Annotated in this window: 16 protein-coding genes; 10 read left to right on the top strand and 6 right to left on the bottom strand. The window is 59.9% G+C overall.

Annotated elements, in window-relative coordinates; genetic code table 11:
• The coding region (locus RCH06_RS14135) for a hypothetical protein (protein ID WP_327082108.1) at positions 1-190 on the bottom strand (190 nt) is incomplete at its 3' end.
• A gap of 167 nt (positions 191-357) precedes the next feature.
• On the opposite strand from RCH06_RS14135, the gene RCH06_RS14140 reads away from it, so the two are divergent.
• The 3 genes from RCH06_RS14140 (at position 358) to RCH06_RS14150 (ending at position 3,609) form a co-directional block, all read left to right on the top strand.
• Positions 358-1,653 (top strand): acetyl-CoA hydrolase/transferase family protein, encoded by a 1,296-nt coding sequence (locus tag RCH06_RS14140; protein WP_327082109.1) that lies wholly within the window; start codon positions 358-360, stop codon positions 1,651-1,653.
• Between the two features lie 109 nt (positions 1,654-1,762).
• Positions 1,763-2,770 carry a hypothetical protein gene (locus RCH06_RS14145; protein WP_327082110.1) on the top strand — a complete coding sequence of 336 codons (1,008 nt, stop codon included), beginning with the start codon at positions 1,763-1,765 and terminating at the stop codon, positions 2,768-2,770.
• Positions 2,770-3,609, top strand: a complete 840-nt coding sequence (locus RCH06_RS14150) for a hypothetical protein (protein ID WP_327082111.1) — start codon at positions 2,770-2,772, stop codon at positions 3,607-3,609. The genes RCH06_RS14145 and RCH06_RS14150 overlap by 1 nt, the downstream gene beginning before the upstream one ends.
• A 169-nt stretch (positions 3,610-3,778) precedes the next feature.
• Here RCH06_RS14150 and RCH06_RS14155 read toward each other — a convergent pair whose 3' ends face one another.
• The 3 genes from RCH06_RS14155 to bktB all read right to left on the bottom strand — a co-directional run bounded on the left by RCH06_RS14155 (position 3,779) and on the right by bktB (position 8,795).
• A complete protein-coding gene (locus RCH06_RS14155; RefSeq protein ID WP_327082112.1) occupies positions 3,779-6,469 on the bottom strand; it encodes a bifunctional acetate--CoA ligase family protein/GNAT family N-acetyltransferase in 2,691 nt (896 codons plus the stop codon).
• A gap of 8 nt (positions 6,470-6,477) precedes the next feature.
• Positions 6,478-7,404: a histone deacetylase family protein gene (locus RCH06_RS14160; protein WP_327082113.1), complete on the bottom strand. Its 927-nt coding sequence runs from the start codon at positions 7,402-7,404 to the stop codon at positions 6,478-6,480.
• A 206-nt stretch (positions 7,405-7,610) separates the two neighbouring features.
• Positions 7,611-8,795: a beta-ketothiolase BktB gene (bktB, locus tag RCH06_RS14165; protein WP_327082114.1), complete on the bottom strand. Its 1,185-nt coding sequence runs from the start codon at positions 8,793-8,795 to the stop codon at positions 7,611-7,613.
• Positions 8,796-9,387: 592 nt separating this feature from the next.
• Here bktB and mnmG point away from each other — a divergent pair.
• The 6 genes from mnmG to RCH06_RS14195 all read left to right on the top strand — a co-directional run bounded on the left by mnmG (position 9,388) and on the right by RCH06_RS14195 (position 15,202).
• The gene (mnmG, locus tag RCH06_RS14170; protein WP_327082115.1) at positions 9,388-11,394 is read left to right on the top strand and encodes a tRNA uridine-5-carboxymethylaminomethyl(34) synthesis enzyme MnmG; all 2,007 of its coding nucleotides are present in this window, start codon (positions 9,388-9,390) and stop codon (positions 11,392-11,394) included.
• Complete coding sequence (gene rsmG, locus RCH06_RS14175; protein WP_327082116.1) at positions 11,394-12,059, top strand: 16S rRNA (guanine(527)-N(7))-methyltransferase RsmG; 666 nt, start codon at positions 11,394-11,396, stop codon at positions 12,057-12,059. The genes mnmG and rsmG overlap by 1 nt, the downstream gene beginning before the upstream one ends.
• A 31-nt stretch (positions 12,060-12,090) precedes the next feature.
• A complete protein-coding gene (locus tag RCH06_RS14180) occupies positions 12,091-12,717 on the top strand; it encodes a LysE family translocator (RefSeq protein ID WP_327082117.1) in 627 nt (208 codons plus the stop codon).
• 52 nt (positions 12,718-12,769) lie between these two features.
• Positions 12,770-13,534 (top strand): ParA family protein, encoded by a 765-nt coding sequence (locus RCH06_RS14185; protein ID WP_327082118.1) that lies wholly within the window; start codon positions 12,770-12,772, stop codon positions 13,532-13,534.
• A 127-nt stretch (positions 13,535-13,661) separates the two neighbouring features.
• Complete coding sequence (locus RCH06_RS14190; protein ID WP_327082119.1) at positions 13,662-14,219, top strand: RBBP9/YdeN family alpha/beta hydrolase; 558 nt, start codon at positions 13,662-13,664, stop codon at positions 14,217-14,219.
• A gap of 47 nt (positions 14,220-14,266) precedes the next feature.
• The gene (locus RCH06_RS14195) at positions 14,267-15,202 is read left to right on the top strand and encodes a ParB/RepB/Spo0J family partition protein (RefSeq protein ID WP_327082120.1); all 936 of its coding nucleotides are present in this window, start codon (positions 14,267-14,269) and stop codon (positions 15,200-15,202) included.
• Positions 15,203-15,340: 138 nt separating this feature from the next.
• On the opposite strand, the gene RCH06_RS14200 is transcribed toward RCH06_RS14195, so the two are convergent.
• Together RCH06_RS14200 and RCH06_RS14205 are read right to left on the bottom strand one after the other, a co-directional pair.
• Positions 15,341-15,919, bottom strand: coding sequence for a hypothetical protein (locus tag RCH06_RS14200; protein WP_327082121.1), 579 nt, complete (start codon positions 15,917-15,919; stop codon positions 15,341-15,343).
• 55 nt (positions 15,920-15,974) lie between these two features.
• Positions 15,975-16,298, bottom strand: a complete 324-nt coding sequence (locus RCH06_RS14205; protein ID WP_327082122.1) for a hypothetical protein — start codon at positions 16,296-16,298, stop codon at positions 15,975-15,977.
• A gap of 243 nt (positions 16,299-16,541) precedes the next feature.
• Here RCH06_RS14205 and RCH06_RS14210 point away from each other — a divergent pair, with 243 nt between their 5' ends.
• The gene (locus RCH06_RS14210) at positions 16,542-17,267 is read left to right on the top strand and encodes a L,D-transpeptidase (protein WP_327082123.1); all 726 of its coding nucleotides are present in this window, start codon (positions 16,542-16,544) and stop codon (positions 17,265-17,267) included.
• Positions 17,268-17,280: the final 13 nt, after the last annotated feature.

The raw sequence follows: 17,280 nt of genomic DNA on the forward strand, positions 1-17,280 counted from the left end.
GCGTTCTTGCAGCTGAAGTTGCTGATACTGCTGGAGTTTTTTCATCTTCACACCTTAGTTGAATAAAGGTGTTGCACTTCAGATTTGAGTCCGCCTTGCGCAACAGCCCTGTTTGGCTTGAAAACTGGTTAAAAAGCGCCGCTGCGGCGAGCGGCTTCAGTCCAGCTTGGACTCTGGCGCGCGGCACCACTTTTTTGCAGCGTGCCTGCCCGGTCGTGATGAGGCCGTCGGGTGCGCGCCCGTGCCGCCCGTCCGCAGTGCGGCAGTGGCTGAAACGGACACCTGCGTGTCAGCATGCTGACATGCTGGGTGTGTCATCATCAAAAATTATTCAAGCCGTTAAAAAAGAGAGACGCCGTGTCCTTTCAAATCCAGTACCAGCAAAAACGCCTTTCCGCCCTTGACGCCATTCGTGTCGTCATGAACGGGGACACCATCGTGGTTCCTACGGCGGTGGGCGAGCCGCCTGCGCTGCTGACGGCGCTCTCTGAGGCCAAGCGCGATTTCCAGGGGGTTCAGGTGGCGCAGATCCTGCCGGTTCGCAAGTATGGCTATTTCGACCCGGAAACCGCCGGGCATGTCCGGCACACAGCTTATTTTTTCAGCGGCGTTTCACGCGCCGGCGGCCAGGCGGGCTGGATCGACTTTATTCCGGCGCACTTTTCAGAACTTCCGGATTTGCTGAGGCGTCGGCTGATTGCCTCTGACGTGGTGTTTTCCATGGCCTCGCCAATGGACGAGCACGGCTTTTTCTCGCTCTCGCTGGCCGCTGACTACACGATGGCGGCGCTTAAAAACGCCCGGGCTGTGGTGCTGGAGGTCAATCCGAACGTGCCGTTTGCCAACGGCAACTGCCACATCCATATCTCGGAGATCGCCGCGCTGACGGAAAGCGACGACGCATTGATGGAAGTCGGGCTGCCCAAGATTGGCCCGGTGCAAGAAGCCATCGGCAAGTACGTCGCCGACATGATCCCGGACGGCGCGACGCTGCAAATCGGCTACGGCGGCATTCCGGACGCGGTGGTGATGCAGCTGACCGGCAAGCACGACCTGGGCGTGCACACCGAGATGATCGGCGACGGCATCATGACGCTGGTCGAAGCCGGCGTGGTGACCAACCGCAGGAAAAATTACCTGCCTGGGAAGATGGTGGCGACTTTTGCCCTGGGCTCGAAAAAGCTGTATGACTTTTTGCACCGTAATCCGGGGCTGGAAATGCACCCGGTCGATTTCACCAACGACCCGTATCTGGCCGGCCAGAACGACAATCTGCACGCCATCAATGCGACGATGCAGATCGACTTCATGGGTCAGTGCGGCTCGGAAAGCCTGGGCTCCTCACCTTATTCCGGTACCGGCGGTCAGACCGACTTCGTGCGCTCGGCGAACCGCTCGAACGGCGGCAAAGCCTTCATTGTGCTGCCCTCAACCGCCAAGAACGACACCATCTCGCGCATCGTGCCGGTGCTGTCGCCCGGCACGCATGTCAGCACCAGCAAGAACGACATCAACTACGTGGTGACCGAATACGGCGTGGCGCAGTTGCGCGGCAAAACCGCCCGCCAGCGCTGCGAAGCCTTGATCGCTATTGCGCACCCGGACTTTCGCAGCGAACTGCGTGATGCCGCCCGGCGGATGAAGCTGCTGTAAGGCGAACGTAGCGTTGAATCTGCGTTTCAAGTTCCATATGCTGAAATAGCAATAATTATGTAAGTTAAACCTAGTAATATTTCATTTTGTAATAAAAAGAAATATCTGTATGCGTTTTGCCCTGACTCTTGTAGCTTCCTCTGTCATTCTTGCTGCTTGCGGCGGAGGCAGTGATAACAACTCACCTTCTAATGACGCAGGACCATCTGCTCCCGTTGCAGTCCAGGCCACCCTGACATCGGCCAATTACTTGGCGGTTGCTCAGGAAACACTGTCCTCGTCTGCCTATCTGGCTACTGCGGCAGACCTTGCCACAGGCGCGCAGGTCAGTGATTCGGACGTACTGATCCGCTTCGGTCAAGATCAGCTTCCCAAGCTCACGCGCTGGTTTTCCAATTCGCTTGTTCAAGCTGTAGGGGCGGTACAAACGCAGACGGAAGCCTGCGCTGGCGGCGGCAGCCTCACGATTACGGAAACCGATATGAACGGGAACCGCAAAGTTGACGCGGGCGATTCCGCCACTCTGACCGCAGCGAACTGTGTATTTGAAGGCCAATCATTGAATGGGCAGTTGGCGTTAACGGTCAACAGCATTACAGGTGAGCCGGGCGAATTTCCCTATAGCCTTTCCGTTAGCCTCCTGTTTACTGAGCTGGCTGCCAAATCTTCAACGGTTCGCTCGGTCGGCAACGGCAACCTTGTCCTAGCTCTCAGCGCGCGTGCAGTAAACGACCAGTCACTGGGATTTAGCACTTCCAGCTTTGCAGTCGCCGCCACCTATAACAATGCAAGCTATAGCAGAGCACTCACAAACTATAAAACTTCCGTTGTTGTGCGTCCCGGAGGCACTGGCGCAACCTCTACCAGCACAGTGAGCGGAACGCTGAGCAGCACCGCCTTTGAGTCCAAGTCCATCGATATCACTACGCCGGTTTCTTTTGTCAGGGCAGGCACTCAGGCATACCCTGCAAGTGGTCAGTTCATCATCACCGGAGCCGCTGGCAGCAAAGTCCGCATCACGGCCACCAGCGCCACCATGCTCACCATTGAACTCGATGCAGATGGCAACGGAAGCTACGAGTTGTCCACCAATAAACGCTGGAACGAAATGCTTTGATGCCTGTTTTATCAGGCACTTTCAGGCACTCGCGAATTTTGAGGGTGCTTGAGCTGCTGGCAGGCCTGTCAATGTCCGGTGCTGCAGCGGCCACGGCTTGCGACTCTCCTGTCTTGGGCGCTCTGGCTGGTGTGGAGCGCAGCCAATGGGAAGAGTTTGACGCGCAGGGAAAGTCTCTTGTACGCGAGCGCGGAACGTTGGTGCTTGCGGGTTTGCAGGTTTCCGGACGTTGTAGCGACGTGGACTGGTCAGCGCAATGGACGCGTAGCCAAGGCGAGCGCGCGTATGACGGCATGACTACCACGCAGCAGCCCTTGCAAACGAACAGCCAGCTGCGCGCGCAGGCCATCACCATTGCCGCCTGGCTGCCTTTGGGCGAGGGCTGGGCTGTGGGCTCGCAACTGGACTACCGACAGCTTGACCGCAATATCGCCAGTACCGGCAGCGTGCTGGGTTACCCGGAGCGGTTTGACTACCTGCAGGCCGCACTGGGTGCGCGTTACCAGACGGCGCTGGCAGAAGGTTTGCGCCTCACGGCTTCTGGCTGGCTCGGTGGCGGGCCAGGCGGTCGTGTAAGGGTTGCTTTGCCGCGTGCTGATGTGGTGACGCTGGCACTCGGATCAAGCCGCTTGTTGGCCTTGCGTTTGCAGCTGGACGGCGGCGAATCAGTCCGGCCCGGTTGGTCGTGGCAGGCCGGTGTGGCGTATCGGCGTGAGCAAACCAGCGCAGGCACACCCGAAGCCCTTACGCGCAACGGCGTGACCGTCGGAGCTGCCTTTCAACCGCGCTTCGTGCAGCGCCATCTGGAAACCACTGCCGTGCTGGCTTATCGCTTCTGAGGGCCTTCGGCTTGTCCGGCACGACCGTCCACATTTGGAAGTGGCAGTGATTGATGTTTATGAGTAAAAAGTGCTTCTAGCGCAATCAGTACAAGCGCAAGCAGCTATAAAATAAATAGCAATTTGCAGTGCTGTGCCTGACGAGCGATGCCGTCGGCGCACACGCTTTTTACAGCGTGTGCGTCACCAGCCTGAAATCCGGGTCTTCTGCAAACGGCTTGACGGTGAAACCCAGGCTTTTCATGAGCTTGAGCATGCCGGGGTTTTGCGTCAGCACCAGGCCTTCTATTTCGGACAGGCCTTTTTCACGCGCCACGTCCATGATGCTGAGCATCAGGCGCGAGCCCAGGCCTTTGCCGCTGAAGTCGTCGGCCACCACCAGCGCAAATTCGCAGCTCGACTGATCCGGGTTGGTGATGTAGCGCGACACGCCCACGATGCGTTCTTTTTCAATCACGTCGCCCTCTGGCCCGGTCTTGCGTTCGCGGTACACGGCCACCAGCGCCATTTCCTTGTCGTAGTCGATCAGCGTGAAGCGCGCCAGCATGGCGGGCGGCAGCTCGACGATGGACGAAATGAAGCGGAAATAGCGGCTCTCGGGCGACAGGTGCAGCATCATTTCCTGCAGCATGCTGGCGTCGTCAGGGTGAATCGGGCGCACCGTGTATTCGCCGCCGCCGCGCAGGGGCCAGAGCTGCTCAAAGCGCGCCGGATAGGGCAGGATGGACAGATGGCTGTAGTTGTTGGCCCGGCCGCTGGACGCTTGCGGTGAATGGTCGATTACGATGCGCGCATCGACCGCCACCGCGCCCGAGGCGTCAACAATGATCGGGTTGATGTCCATCTCGCGCAGCTGGGGCAGCTCGCAGACCATTTCTGACACGCGCAGCAAAATCTGCTCCAGCGCATCCCTGTTGACGGCCGGCGCACCGCGCCAGTCGCCCAGTGTTTTAGCCACGCGGGAGCGGTCGATCAGGTGCCGCGCCAAAAACTGGTTAAGCGGCGGCAACTCCATCGCCCGGTCGTTGATCAGCTCGATCATGGTGCCGCCGGCGCCGAAGGCAATCACCGGGCCAAACGGCTCGTCGGTGACCAGGCCCACGCACACTTCGCGGCCACGCTTTGCGCGCGCCATGGTCTGCACGGTGATGCCGTTGATGCGGGCCTGCGGCTTGAGCCGGGCGACGGTCTGGATCATCTCGGCATAGGCATCGCGCACGCCGGTGGCGTTCTGGATGTTGAGTGCCACGCCTTCGACATCGGACTTGTGGCTGATGTCGGGCGAGTCGATTTTCAGCGCCACCGGAAATCCCAGCTGCGTGGCGATCATCATGGCTTCGTTCGCGCTGCGGGCCAAAATGGTCTGGGTGACGGGAATATGAAACGCCGACAGCAGCGTCTTGGACTCCATTTCGGTCAGCACCTTGCGGCGTTCGGCGAGCACGTTTTCAATGATCAGGCGCGCGCCTTCGATGTCGGGTTTGGCCAGCGTGGACAGCGGCGGCGGGGTTTGCTGCAGCAGTTGCTGGTTTTGGTAGAACGAGGCAATGTTGCCAAACGCGCCGACCGCCGCTTCGGGTGTGCGAAAGGTGGGGATCGCCGCGTCGCTCAGAATGCCACGACCTGCCACGACCGATGCGTCGCCCATCCAGCACGACAGCAGCGGCTTGCCCATGCTGCGCTTGACTTCGGCCAGCGCCTGCGCCACTTCGGAGGCGTTCACGCCTTCCTTGGGCGAGTAAATGGCCAGCACGCCGTCAATTTTCCGGTCATTGCCGGCCGTTTCAATGGCCAGTTTGTAATGCTCGGCGGTGGCTTCTTCGGACAAGTCAATCAGGTTTGTCAGTGAGGCTTGAGTGTTCAACAGCGGGCTCAAGGATTTGACCGATTCGGGCGAGAGTTTGCCCAGCTCCAGGCCGATTTCATTGACCCAGTCGGCAGCCAGCACGCCCGGCCCGCCGCCGTTGGTGACGATGGCCAGCCGGTTGCCCACCGGCCGGTAGCGCGAGGCCAGGCATTTGGCGGCTGAAAACAGGGCGACAAACGAGCGCACGCGCACCGCACCGGCCCGGCGCAAGGCGGCATCAAACACGTCGTCGCTGCCGACGATGGCGCCGCTGTGGGTTTGCGCCGCTTCGTTGCCGGCAGGCTGGCGACCCGCCTTGAGCACCACGACAGGCTTGGCATTGGCGGCTGAACGCAGCGCGCTCATGAAGCGGCGTGCGTTGGAAATGCCTTCCAGGTAGACGACTATGCTTTGGGTTTGGCGGTCATTGGCCAGAAAATCGAGCACCTGCGCAATATCGACCGAGGTATTGGGGCCGAGCGAGACGACTGAGGAAAAACCGACGCCGTTCTTGCTGGCCCAGTCCAGGATGGCCGCCGTCAGCGCGCCGGATTGCGACACCAGCGCCAGCGAACCCGGTTTGGCCATCGGCCCGGCGGCGCTGGCATTGAGTTGCAAGTGCGGGCGCTGCAGCCCCAGGCCGTTCGGCCCTAACAGGAACACGCCTTCACGGCGCGCAATTTTCTTGAGTTCGGCGGCATCGTCAGCGTTGATGCCGCTGGAAATTACCAGCGCCGAGCGGCAGGTCATGCGGCCGGCGATTTCAAGCGCAGCCGGAATTTCAGCCGGCGGCAGCGCAATGATGGCCAGGTCAGCGCCTGTTTGGGCCAGGTCGGCCAGTGTGCCGGTGGTGTTGATGTCCAAAAACCGCAGCACACCCGTGTAATGCTGCGCGCGCAAGGCGTCATTCAGCACCTTGGCGCGCGGCGTCAGGCTGTCGGGGTCGTCCACCTGGCCGGCAAAGACAACGATGGATTGAGGGGCGAAAAGGGGGGTGAGGTAGTGTTTGTCCATGATGGTGTTCAGTCGGCGCCAATCAGCACCTTGATATGCGCGGCAACGCTGCGGGCCAGCGGGCTCAGGACATAACCGCCTTCGAGGCACGAGATGACCCGGCCTTTGCAGTGGCGATCGGCCACCGCCATGATCTGCTTGGTGACCCACTCGTAGTCGGCCTCGACCAGTGCCAGGTTGCCCATGTCGTCTTCGCGGTGCGCGTCGAAGCCGGCAGAGATATAGATCATTTCGGGCTTGAAGGCCTCCAGCGCAGGCAGCCATTGCTGGCTGACGGCTTCGCGGAATTTGTCACTTCCCGAGCGCGAAGGCAGGCCGATGTTGACCATGTTGGGGCCTTGTGCGTTTTCGCCGGTGAACGGGTAAATGCCGAGCTCAAAAATCGAGCACATCAGCACCCGTTCGTCGCCGCGAAAAATATCTTCGCTGCCGTTGCCGTGGTGGACATCAAAGTCGATCAGCGCCACGCGCTGCACGCCGTGCCGGGTAAAGGCATGGCGGATGCCGACGGCGACGTTGTTGAAAAAGCAAAAGCCCATCGCCTTGTCGCGCTCCGCATGGTGGCCGGGCGGGCGCACGCAGCAAAACGCGCTGGGCGCTTCGCCGGACATGACCAGGTCGGTGGCCAGCACCACCGCACCGGCGGCGCGCAATGCGGCCGTGACGGTGAACGGATTCATGTCGGTATCGGGATCAACCTTGTGGTAGCCCTCGGTGGGCGAGGCGGCCATGAGTTCGCTGACATACAGCGAGGAATGCGCGTGCGACAGCTGCTCTGGCGTGGCCAGCGGCGCGTCGTAGGGATGCATGTAGTCGAGCAGGCCCTTGACCAGCAGCATGTCGTTGATGGCGCCCAGGCGCTCGGGGCATTCGGGGTGATGGGCGCCCATTTCGTGGCGCGCGCAATCGGCGTGGGTGATGTAGGCAGGCAGCAAAATTTGTCTCCTTGAAGCAACTCTGGCGACTTCGGCCAGATACGTGCATCCTGACAGTCTAGGCTTGCGCGTGCATTACCGGCTTGATGCAGCGCAATTTTTCTGACGACTGCGGGTCTAGATTTGTCTTGGAAAGCCGACGCGCATGGCGCGGCTTGCCGTGAATGCCCCCGACCAGCGTCAGGCTGATCAGGGGCGTCAATGGCTTACATCCGCTCGAAAATCGCCGCAATGCCCTGGCCGCCGCCAATGCACATCGTCACCAGTGCGTAGCGGCCCTGGATACGTTCGAGTTCATGCAGCGCCTTGACCGTGATCAGCGCGCCGGTGGCGCCAATCGGGTGGCCCAGCGAGATGCCCGAGCCATTCGGATTGACCTTGGCCGGGTCGAGGCCGAGGTCGCGGCTGACGGCGCAGGCCTGGGCGGCGAAGGCTTCATTGGCTTCGATCACGTCCAGGTCATTGACGGTGAGGCCGGCTTTTTTCAGCGCCATTTGCGTGGCAGGCACCGGGCCGATGCCCATGTACTTCGGGTCTACGCCGGCATGCGCGTAGGCCACCAGCCGGGCCAGCGGTTTGAGGCCGCGCGCTTTGGCGGCGCCGGCTTCCATCAGCACCACGGCCGCAGCCGCGTCGTTGATGCCCGACGCATTGCCGGCGGTGACGGTACCGTTTTCTTTGACGAACACCGGCTTGAGCTTGGCCATGTCGGCCATCGAGCAGTTGGGGCGGAAATGCTCGTCCGTGTCGTAGGCGACTTCACCCTTGCGGCTTTTCAGCATCACCGGAACGATCTGGTCTTTGAAATGGCCGGCTTCCACGGCGCGCTGGGCGCGGTTGTGGCTTTCAACGGCCAGTGCGTCCTGCTCTTCGCGCGTGATGCCCCATTTGGCAGCGATGTTTTCAGCCGTCACGCCCATGTGAATGGTGTGGAACGGGTCGTGCAGCGCACCGACCACCATGTCGATCATCTTGGTGTCGCCCAAACGTGCACCAAAACGCATGGCCGAACTGGCGTAGGGGCCACGGCTCATGTTCTCAGCGCCGCCGCCAATGGCGATGTCGGTGTCGCCCAGCAAGATGGACTGGCTGGCCGAGATGATGGCTTGCAGGCCGGAGCCGCACAGGCGGTTGACGTTAAACGCTGGCGTGCCTTCGGCGCAGCCGCCGTTGATGGCGGCCACGCGCGACAGGTACATGTCTTTCGGTTCCGTGTTGACGACATGGCCGAACACCACATGGCCGACATCCTTGCCCTCGACACCGGCGCGCGCCAGCGACTCGCGCACGACCAGCGCGGCCAGTTCGGTGGGCGGCGTGTCTTTCAGGCTGCCGCCAAAGGTTCCAATGGCGGTGCGCACACCGCTGACAACTACAACTTCACGGGTCATGAAAATCTCCTGGGTTTTAAAAATAGGCCACATGCAGTGTGGACTGGCTTGACTACGCCCGGCTGACACGGGAGTTGACGCAAATCAGTATGTCACGACTCCGGACGCTGGCTGTTGATAACCTTGATCTGTGTCATTTAATGATAAAAAATGGCCTTTGTGCAATCTGCATGGGCGTAAGGCGCTATAAAAAAAGGAGTGATTTGAAAAGTCTGAGCCGCAAGTTGCCAAGCCTGGTGCGGCAAGTAACGCCCGCTCAGTGAACCCCGCTCCGCGTTTGTGTTCAGGCTGTTTGAGTTGTGGCAAATGAAAGCCCTGCAGGACAAGGCGCACAGGCAATGCCCATAAAATAGGCACAACCCGTAGAGCGAGACAGCGCAGGATTTCATTGACTTTGAGGTGCTCCCCACCAACCCCGAGAGGCAAGCACTGACCCGCGCCGTGATGGCCTGCATTTGACTGCGCGCCATGCAGGCACTGCGTATCGGAACCACCCGGATTTTGCAGGTACGCCGGTTTCTGACGGCTGATCCCAAGCAGGCCCTGACGGCATCAGCCGCCGGCCTGAAAACTGAACTGATAGAGGCTTGACATGTTTTACCCCCAGGAATTTGACGTGATCGTGGTGGGCGGCGGCCATGCCGGCACCGAGGCCGCGCTGGCTGCCGCCCGCATGGGCTGCAAGACGCTGCTCTTGAGCCACAACATTGAGACGCTCGGCCAGATGAGCTGCAATCCGTCGATAGGCGGCATTGGCAAGGGCCATCTGGTGAAGGAAGTCGATGCGATGGGCGGCGCGATGGCGCTGGCCACCGACGAAAGCGGCATCCAGTTCCGCATCCTGAATTCGAGCAAAGGCCCCGCCGTGCGCGCCACCCGCGCCCAGGCCGACCGGATTTTGTACAAGGCAGCGATTCGCCGCATGGTCGAGAACCAGCCTAATCTGTGGCTGTTCCAGCAGGCGGTCGATGACCTGATGGTCGAGGGCGACCGGGTGGTGGGCGCAGTGACGCAGGTGGGCATCAAGTTCCGCGCGCGCACTGTGGTGCTGACGGCGGGCACATTTCTGGACGGCAAAATTCATGTCGGCCTGAGCAACTACGCCGCTGGCCGCGCTGGAGACCCACCCGCCGTGTCGCTCAGCAGCAGGCTGAAAGAACTCAAGCTGCCGCAAGGCCGGCTGAAAACCGGCACGCCGCCGCGCATTGATGGCCGCTCGATTGACTTCAGCAAATGCGGTGTGCAACCGGGCGACGGCATGCCGGGCGGCACCAAAGGGCCGGTGCCGGTGTTCAGCTTCATGGGCGGGCAGATTGCGCATCCGCAGCAGATGCCGTGCTGGATCACGCATACCAACGAACGCACGCACGACATCATTCGCTCGGGTTTTGACCGCAGCCCGATGTTCACCGGCAAGATTGACGGCGTGGGGCCGCGTTACTGCCCGAGCGTCGAAGACAAGATCAACCGTTTTGCCGACAAGGACAGCCACCAGATTTTCCTGGAGCCGGAAGGCTTGACGACCCACGAGATTTACCCGAACGGCATCTCAACCAGCTTGCCGTTTGACATTCAGTACGCGCTGGTGCGCTCGATGGTGGGAATGGAAAACGCCCACATTCTGCGGCCCGGCTACGCGATTGAATACGACTACTTTGATCCGCGCGCCTTGAAAACCAGCTTTGAAACCCGTGCCATTAGCGGCTTGTTTTTTGCGGGCCAAATCAATGGCACCACGGGCTATGAAGAAGCCGCTGCGCAAGGCATGTTCGCCGGTATCAACGCCGCGCTGCAATGCCAGGGCAAGGAAGCCTGGCTGCCCAAGCGCGACGAAGCATATCTGGGCGTGCTGGTCGATGACTTGATCACCAAGGGCGTGACCGAGCCGTACCGCATGTTTACCAGCCGGGCCGAGTTTCGGCTGATGCTGCGCGAAGACAACGCCGACATGCGACTGACCGAAAAAGGTCGCGAGTTGGGCTTGGTCGATGACGCCCGCTGGGACGCCTTCAACCGCAAACGCGATATTGTTTCACGTGAAACACAGCGGTTGCGCGCGCTCTGGATCAACCCGAACAACCTGCCGGTCAGCGAAGCCGAGCGGGTTTTGGGCAAGGCCATTGAACGCGAATACAACTTGGCTGATTTGCTGCGCCGCCCCGATGTGAGCTACGCCGGCTTAATGTCGCTGAGCGACGGCAAATATGCCAACCCGGAAATTCCGACCAGCGAAGCCGATGTTTCACGTGAAACATTGAACGAAGCCGCCTTGCCTGCTGATCTGGTCAAAAGCGTGATCGAGCAAATCGAGATCACCGCAAAATATGCTGGCTATATTGATTTGCAAAAAGTCGAGGTCGAACGTGCGTCGCATTACGAAAGTTTGAAACTTCCGGCTGATCTGGATTACTTGCAGGTCGCCGCCTTGAGTTTTGAGGCGCGACAAACGCTGGCCAAGCACCGACCCGAAACGCTCGGGCTGGCGTCGCGTATCCAGGGCATCACGCCGGCCACGATTTCTTTGCTGTTGGTGCATTTGAAAAAGAACCTGTGGAAAAACACAACGCCCCTTAAAGCCACCGAGCAGGCAGAACTTTGATGGCCGGCACCGAACACGATTTGCGCCGCACCTTGACAGCAGGGTTGCAGGCGCTGCAATTGGACTTGAGCGAACAACAGGTTGACCAGTTGCTGGCTTACCAGGCAATGATTGCCAAATGGACGAAGGTTTACAACCTGACTTCTGTGCGCGACCCGGCTGAAATGATGACGCACCACCTGCTCGACAGTCTGGCTGCTATTGCTGCCTTGCAGCGCCATTTGCACAGTGCTGGTCTGGAGCAGGGCAGTCGTCTGCTGGATGTCGGCTCGGGGGCCGGTTTGCCGGGCGTGGTGATTGCGATCTGCTGCCCACGGGTTGCCGTGACCTGCGTTGATACCGTGGCCAAGAAGGCCGCCTTTATCAAACAGGCGGCGCTGGCCTTGAAGTTGCCCAATCTCACAGGTTTGCACGCCCGCGTCGAAAGCATCACTGAAACTTTTGATGTGATTTGTTCTCGCGCTTTTGCGTCGCTGGTTGACTTCACCAACTGGTCTGTTGCTGCGCTCGCACCGCAAGGCGTCTGGATGGCGATGAAGGGTAAATATCCTGCGGATGAGCTTCAGGCATTGCCGCCCGCTATTGCAATGTTTCACGTGGAACAATTGAAAGTCCCTAGCCTTGATGCCGAGCGCTGCATCCTGTGGCTGCGACCGGTGTCGTAAACTCAGCCTCTTCTACTACCGGAAAAATCCCATGTCAGGATCGTTTGTGGGTGTTGCCGACTATGGCGCTTTTGTCATCGCCATCCTGGTTTTTCTGGCTATTCCCGGCCCCGGCAACCTGGCGCTGATCACCTCGACAAGCAAGGGCGGCATTGCGGGCGGCATGGGTGCCACGCTGGGCGTGATTGCCGGCGACCAGTCGCTGCTCTGGGCAGCGGTGGCGGGTGTTTCGGCCATCATGGTGGCGTATCCGGCCGCTTTTCATGCAGTGCAGTGGTTGGGTGCAATTTACCTGGCCTGGCTGGGCACAAAAATGCTGCTGGCCAAGCCTGGCGCTGCGCCTATTTTGCAGATCAAGCCGCACCACTATTTTCGCCAAGCCTTGTTCATCACGCTGCTTAACCCCAAAGCCATCGTGTTCTACCTGGCGTTTTTCCCGCTGTTCGTCGACCCAGTACAGCACCAAGGGCTGAAAACCTTTGGCGTGATGGCCGCCACCATTGCGGTGCTAACTTTTCTTTATGGCCTGACGGCTGTGCTGCTGACCTGGACACTGGCCGAGCGTTTGCGGGCCAATCCAAAAATAGTAACCACGCTGGAAAAGGCAGCGGGCATGTTCCTGGTTGCGTTTGGCATCAAGCTGGCGCTTTCCCGGTAAAAGATTCAGGCATTTCTCTTTTCCTTCTACGGAACAAAACCAAAAATACGCTATGGCCAAAATATTCTGCATTGCCAACCAAAAAGGCGGCGTCGGCAAAACCACCACCACCGTCAATCTGGCCGCCGGCCTGGCCCAGATCGGCCAGCGCGTGCTGATGGTCGACCTGGACCCGCAGGGCAATGCCACCATGGGCTCGGGCGTGGACAAGCGCAAGCTTGAAATGACGGTCTATGACGTGCTGCTCGAAGTGGCGTCCATCGTCGATGTGCGCGTACGTAGCGAAAAATGCGGCTACGACGTGCTGGGCGCCAACCGCGAACTGTCTGGCGCCGAGATCGAACTGGTCACGCTGGAGCGGCGCGAAATGCGCCTCAAGAAGGCGCTGGCCAAGGTGGACAAGGACTATGACTTCATCCTGATCGACTGCCCGCCCTCGCTGTCGATGCTCACGTTGAACGGCTTGTGTGCGGCGCATGGCGTGGTGGTTCCCATGCAGTGCGAATACTTTGCGCTGGAAGGCGTGACCGATCTGGTCAACACCATCAAGCAAGTCCACGCCAACCTGAACAAGGACTTGCAGATCATCGGCTTGCTGCGCGTCATGTTCGACCCGCGCATCACGCTGCAGCAGCAAGTCAGTGAGCAGCTCAAAGGCCATTTTGGCGAAAAGGTGTTCAACACCGTCATTCCGCGCAACGTGCGGCTGGCCGAAGCGCCAAGCTACGGTTTGCCCGGCGTGATTTTTGACCCCAACTCCAAAGGCGCTCAAGCGTTCGTCGCTTTTGCCCGGGAAATGGTCGGGCGTGTGATGTAAGGCGTGAAATACGTCTTTTAAGCGTCAAATCCATTGCTTGCGCACAGTCCACGGGCGTAAGCAGCTATTAAAAGCATAGCGAATTGCGTGCTGACAGCATTTTCTTTTTAAAGAGTCGATTTAAGGCATGAATCCCTGCAATGTTCTGATTCTTCCCGGCTGGCAAGGCAGCGGGCCGGCGCACTGGCAAAGCCGCTGGGAGCGCACGCACTGCTACACGCGGGTTGAGCAGCACGACTGGATGCGGCCACTGCGGGGCGACTGGATTGCGCGGCTTGAAGACGTGCTGCTGTCGTGCGACGCGCCGGCTGTGCTGGTGGCGCACAGCCTGGGCTGCCAGCATGTGGCGGCCTGGGCCGCGCATTCGCGCAATACGCACCGCGTCAAGGGCGCATTGCTGGTGGCCCCGCCCGATGTCGAGCGGGTCGATGTGCGCGCCTTGCTGCCGAGCTGGTCGCCAGTGGCGCGGGGCCGCTTGCCGTTTCAAACGCGGCTGTTTGCCAGCAGCAACGACCCTTTTTGCAGCCTTGAGCGCGCGCGAGAATTTGCTGCTGCGTGGGGCACCAAAGTAATCGATGTCGGACCGCGCGGCCACCTGAATGCCGACAGTGGCCTGGGCGACTGGCCAGATGCGCATGAACAGTTGCTGCAGCTGATGGGTGATACTTCCGCCGATGCGTTTTAACGCCCGCGCCCCCGATTCTTCAGATTAAAGAAAGACAAGACAACTTCATGGTCACCAAAAAACAAAAAGGTCTGGGCCGTGGGCTCGAAGTGCTGCTCGGCCCCAAGGTGGACGATTCAACTGAGGCGGCGAATGCCTTGACGACGGCCACCAGCCCCGGCCTGCCGGCGTCGCTGCGGCTGGATGATCTGGTGCCAGGTCAGTACCAGCCGCGCACCCGCATGGACGAAGGGGCGCTCTATGAGCTGGCCGAATCCATCAAGGCGCAGGGCATCATGCAGCCGATTTTGGTGCGCCGCCTGCGCAGTGGCCCGAACGACGGCAAGTACGAAATCATTGCCGGCGAACGGCGTTTCAGGGCTGCCCGGCTGGCCGGACTCGACAGCCTGCCGGTGCTGATCCGCGATGTGCCAGACGAGTCGGCGGCGGCCATGTCGCTGATTGAAAACATCCAGCGCGAAGACCTCAACCCGCTTGAAGAAGCGCAAGGCCTGCAGCGTCTGGTGAAGGAATTCGGCCTGACGCATGAACTCGCTGCGCAGGCCGTGGGCCGCTCGCGCAGCGCCGCGTCCAACCTGCTGCGTTTGCTGAACCTGGCCGACCCGGTGCAAACCATGCTGATGGCCGGCGACCTCGACATGGGCCACGCGCGGGCCTTGCTGGCACTGGATCGGGCCACGCAAATTACTGCCGCCAACCAGATTGCGGCGCGCAAACTGTCGGTACGCGAGGCCGAAAGCCTGGTCAAGAAACTGGGTACCGAATTTGCGCTGAAACCCGATAAAGCCAGCCCTGAAAAAGGCAGCGACACGCGTCGTGTGGAAGAAGAGCTGGCCGACTTGCTGATGGCCGAGGTGGAAGTACGCGTTAAAAAGCAGGTCAAGCGCAACGGGAAACGTGAAGAAACGGGCGAGCTGGCGATCCAGTTTTCGTCGATGGATGAGCTGAACGGGTTGATTGAACGCTTGCGCCGAATGGCTTGAGAGGGCAGGGTGCGGGTTTTTAAACCGCGCACATAGCGACTGAAAAAAGCGCAAAAAAAGCGGCACGCCCTTGAGGCATGCCGCTTTTTTGCATCATGTTCAGGCCGCACAGGGCGGCCTGTTGATACCGATGGCTATTTAACGGTAAACATGCTGGCCACGGTTCTGGCGCCACTCGTTTTCAAAGTGCAGTGCATCTTCATCATTTTTGGTGCGCACGCCCATCAGGATGCCGCCGTTATTGATGCCTTCTTCGTATTCCTTGACACGCTCTTCGGGCATGTTCCAGCCGATCAGTGCGCCCAACAAGCCGCCGCCTGCTGCACCCGCGCCTGCACCGGCGGCCGCTGCTGCCAGCGGGCCTGCAATCACCAGTCCGAGGCCTGGCAGGGCCAGCGTGGTGCCTACGGCTGCGATACCGGCAATCACGGCACCAATCGTGCCGCCAATGCCTGCGCCAATACCGGCGCCTTCAGCGGCCTTGGTGCCCAGCTCGGTTTCCTTGCCTGCGGTGGTGCCGGCGAAGTGGCGCTCACGGGTGGCGTCAGACATCACCAGATTGACGTCGTCTTTGGAGTAGCCGCGCGAGTGCGCAGCGTTGTAAGCAGCTTCTGCGCTTTCGCGATCAGGAAACAGACCCGTCACCAGATTGCCCGAGCCTGTGGAAGACGTCGTGACGGTGTCGGTGGTGGTGTAAGTAGGGGTGGTATTGGTCATGAGTAGCTCCTTTAGAAATTAAAACTCGAAGAAAAAAGTGCTGGTTCAATCGCGCTTAGTTGCGGTCTGCACGGGCAGGACGCACGGTCTTCATGGGGCGGTTGTTTACCGTAGAACGCACGGGTGCCACGGTGGTATTGGCAACGTCGTTCACGGTGCTACGGGCCTTGTCATTGGCTGAAGGCGCTGTCCTTACCAAAGTAGCCGTGTCGCTGCGCGGCACTGCTTTTTGCGTGGCAGTAGCGGCTTCTTGCGGCGTGACACCGATGGTGGTTGCAGCGGAAGCAGCGCCCATGGGAGCGACTGTCTGCGCTGAAACGCTGCCGAGTGCCAAGGCCAGCACTGCAGCCAGAGGAATTGACTTGATGTAATTTTTCATGGCGTTTCCTTTTTGAAATTAACGATCTGATGCGGAAAAGTTTTTTATGAGCTGCTTGTTTGCAGGCCTGAATCAACTATAGAAAAAGCCAGGGACCCGGCAGCTCAGAGCAAGTCCACTGCCCGCGTAGGAAAGTCTCCCTATTGTTGATAGGGCAGTTTCACAGTCAAACACAGTTAAACGCGATGCTTTACCATTTCTCTATTGCTCATCCTGACGTGTTACGTTGTTTTTTTAAAGTTCATGAAAATCCTATTTGCACCTTTTTCACGCCAGTTCGCACGCACGGTGACCGGGTCATGCGTGGCGCTGGCGGCCTGGCTTTGCCTTCCTGTCGCGGCGACGGCTGCCGCCCCTGCTGCGTCTACTCAGGCTGCCAAAGCGCCTCAAGTTCTCATGGGACAAGACGCGCAACAGCTCGCCGCGTGGATTCGTGCGACGGCCAATAACCACGCTCAACCGTTTGCCCTGATCGACAAAAAGTCTGCCAGTGTGCATGTCTTCGATGCGGCGGGCACGCTGCGCGGCTCGTCGCCGGTGTTGCTGGGGCTGGCCGAGGGAGATGACTCGGTGCCCGGCATTGGCGAACGCAAGATGTCTCAAATCCGGCCGGAAGAACGCACCACGCCGGCCGGGCGTTTTGCGTCCGAAGCGGGCCGCAATCTTCAGGGCGATGACATTGTCTGGATTGACTATGAAGCGGCTGTTTCCATGCACCGCGTCCGCTCTGGCAACAAGGCCGAGCACCGCCTTGAGCGGCTGGCCACCCCGACGGTGGCCGACAACAGAATCTCTTACGGCTGCGTCAATGTGCCTGTGGCGTTTTATGACGCGCTGATCAAGCCGTTTTTAGGCGAGCAGGCAGCGGTGATTTATGTGCTGCCTGAAACGCGTTCTGTCAGTGCCGTCTTTGGCATGGCAGACAAGCCGGTGGCAGGCGCTGACCGGAGCGTAGCCGGCACGCCGTAAAGCATCCGGCCAC

This window comes from Polaromonas sp. CG_9.5 (assembly GCF_035984465.1).
Lineage (GTDB): Bacteria > Pseudomonadota > Gammaproteobacteria > Burkholderiales > Burkholderiaceae_C > Polaromonas.